At 36.6% G+C, this 2,189-nt stretch carries 4 protein-coding genes and 1 pseudogene; 3 read left to right on the top strand and 2 right to left on the bottom strand.

What is annotated here, in order from left to right; translation table 11 throughout:
* Positions 1–102: pseudogene (locus tag MZO40_RS16875) on the top strand (IS30 family transposase); the annotation flags it as partial.
* Between the two features lie 121 nt (positions 103–223).
* Here the strand turns inward: MZO40_RS16875 and MZO40_RS16870 are convergent.
* Positions 224–559, bottom strand: coding sequence for a hypothetical protein (locus MZO40_RS16870; protein ID WP_120247179.1), 336 nt, complete (start codon positions 557–559; stop codon positions 224–226).
* 12 nt (positions 560–571) lie between these two features.
* A complete protein-coding gene (locus MZO40_RS16865) occupies positions 572–1,159 on the bottom strand; it encodes a site-specific integrase (protein ID WP_064578730.1) in 588 nt (195 codons plus the stop codon).
* A 76-nt stretch (positions 1,160–1,235) separates the two neighbouring features.
* Here MZO40_RS16865 and MZO40_RS16860 point away from each other — a divergent pair, with 76 nt between their 5' ends.
* On the top strand, positions 1,236–1,514 hold the full coding sequence (locus MZO40_RS16860) for a type II toxin-antitoxin system Phd/YefM family antitoxin (protein ID WP_058906977.1): 279 nt from the start codon (positions 1,236–1,238) through the stop codon (positions 1,512–1,514).
* On the top strand, positions 1,514–1,870 hold the full coding sequence (locus MZO40_RS16855; protein ID WP_064578729.1) for a type II toxin-antitoxin system YafQ family toxin: 357 nt from the start codon (positions 1,514–1,516) through the stop codon (positions 1,868–1,870). The genes MZO40_RS16860 and MZO40_RS16855 overlap by 1 nt, the downstream gene beginning before the upstream one ends.
* Positions 1,871–2,189 lie beyond the last annotated feature (319 nt).

Here is a 2,189-nt window from a genome sequence, read left to right as displayed (position 1 = left end):
ACGACGACGTTACTCCAAATTAACCAGCGACCGCTTAAAATACTCGACTGGCAAACACCGTATCAGGTTATGCTGACAAATTTGTCCAAAAATTCGGATTAAATTTGCAATCTACCATGGATGTAAGCTGATTCCTGAGACAACTTTTAAGAGAGGGTATAATGAATAAATCATCTCTCAAAAGGAAGGAATTTTTACATGCCAACTCGTTACGACAAAGAATTCAATAACTATAAGCAAGACGAGCACCAGGAGTTATCACCCAAGGGTGATTAATTTCGAAAATTTGAATTTCAGTTGCTAAGTAAAGTGGCGTCTTACCATGATTAAAAGCAAAAACGGGTTGCGGAAAATCGGGCTTACTAGCAACTTGATGAACACTTTGACGAGAGTTCATCTGCCAGCGAATTTTTAAATCTTCACGCGACAATAACTGTGGCAGCTGTGTTTTTTCAAGTTGAGCTTGTTGCTGCAACTTTTGTGTAAAGGCTTGTTTAGTCTTGTTTTGATGCCAATCATCAAAAAGATCATACTTGTTTGATTTAAAATCTAAATCCATAAAGCCAGCCTCCTAACCAAAATCAATTTTATCCAGCATCGTTTCAGTACTAGCCTGGTCTAAGCCTAAATAAGCTAAAGTCATTGCTTCACTGGAATGATTGAGCAAATTCATGACTAAGCCAATATTATAATTTGATTGCGTGTAAACGCGATAAGCCCCGGTTTTACGCATCGTATGGGTCCCTAGATAATTAATGCCTAACAGTTCACCAACCTTACTCATAATTTTGTAGAACTGTTTTTCCGTGATATGGCGTTCGGGGTGTTGAATGGAAGGAAAGAGCCATTCAGAATCCAGCTGATGATCAAGTAGCCATTGGCGATACAATAAGAGCTCTGTTTGAACTGGTTTAAGGTACAAGGTATTAGGCTTACCCGTTTTTCGATCGTGAATGAACGCATTTTGTTTAATAGACCCGTCCGGATTAAAAATGTCTATCTGTTTTAAGCGCATGACATCACTGACTCGCAACAGTGTCGCTTTGCCAACTTGAAAAACTGTATAGTTACGCCGGCCAGCTTTAAAGTTGTTGAGTAAGGTATCTTGAACCTCCTTGAGAACATTTGAATCTTTGATTGGTAAGACAACTTGTTGCATAGTTTTAGCTCCTTAAAAAATTGATTTTTAGTACAAATTAAAGTACAATATTAAGTACAATGAAAGGGTGGTAAATATGACATTAGCACTAACACAGAGCGATTTTCGCGCTAACCTAAAAAAATATTTAGATCAAGTTAATGACGAAGACGAAACCGTTTATATTGCTCGTTCAAATAGTCGCGCAGTAGCCATCGTTTCACAAGAAAAAATGGACTGGCTAGAAAGAGCATTAAAAGCTAAAGAAGGTTCGTTAGAATATGCAATTGCACGTGATCAGTTAATTAAACGCCATGTTTTACCTGACGATGAAATTGTTGCATCAGATGATGATTATTGGGGTCAGTTTAAATAATGAAAAAACTAAGATTTAAACCACGTGCAACCTTTAATGCTGATCTAAAACGGTTAGCCAGTTTAGACAAATCTATTATTGATGAAGTTCGAGCAGCCATTGACCTGTTGCTTGAGCAACAACAATTACCACCAGAATTTGAAGATCATGAGCTTAATCGGCGAATGAGCGGTTATAATGAATTGCACTTACGAGATACCCCGAAAAACAAAACACCAAGCGAAACTAACGATGTCCTGGTGGTTTATACGATTGATAAAGATGAACTAGTCTTAATTGGCATTCGAGTCGGATCGCATGATCGTTTATTTTCTGGTCAAAATCGTGCTAAAAGGTATCGAAAAAATGACGAATAAAAAGAGTTATTTTTATAATATGAAAATAAATAACCCCCAACATCTATATTATAGATATTGGGGGTTATTTTAACAACGTTTTCGAGGGGCGATTTGATAGTTATAGACCCTATATATTCATAGCCCCTTTCTGTTTGGTGTTAAAGTATTAGTCATCGATGTCATGCACTATCTTGTTTAGCTCCGTTTTGATGGAACTGGAAATATTTTCTAAATTGAAATGATTATATATTTCTTTATCCTTAAGCATCCTTTTTTGTGCCTTATTTAATTTACACTCATTGTTACCCACTACCCATTCATCCTTTGTACGTATAAA

This window comes from Lactiplantibacillus sp. B652, from assembly GCF_023806745.1.
GTDB classification, from domain to species: domain Bacteria; phylum Bacillota; class Bacilli; order Lactobacillales; family Lactobacillaceae; genus Lactiplantibacillus; species Lactiplantibacillus pentosus.
This window is presented reverse-complemented; position numbering and strand designations above follow the sequence as displayed.

What these genes read in the sequence shown, in the direction of transcription:
- MZO40_RS16870 (WP_120247179.1), bottom strand. Translation starts at nt 559, where the DNA reads ATGGATTTAGATTTTAAATCAAACAAGTATGATCTTTTTGATGATTGG.
- MZO40_RS16865 (WP_064578730.1), bottom strand. Translation starts at nt 1,159, where the DNA reads ATGCAACAAGTTGTCTTACCAATCAAAGATTCAAATGTTCTCAAGGAG.
- MZO40_RS16860 (WP_058906977.1), top strand. Translation starts at nt 1,236, where the DNA reads ATGACATTAGCACTAACACAGAGCGATTTTCGCGCTAACCTAAAAAAA.
- MZO40_RS16855 (WP_064578729.1), top strand. Translation starts at nt 1,514, where the DNA reads ATGAAAAAACTAAGATTTAAACCACGTGCAACCTTTAATGCTGATCTA.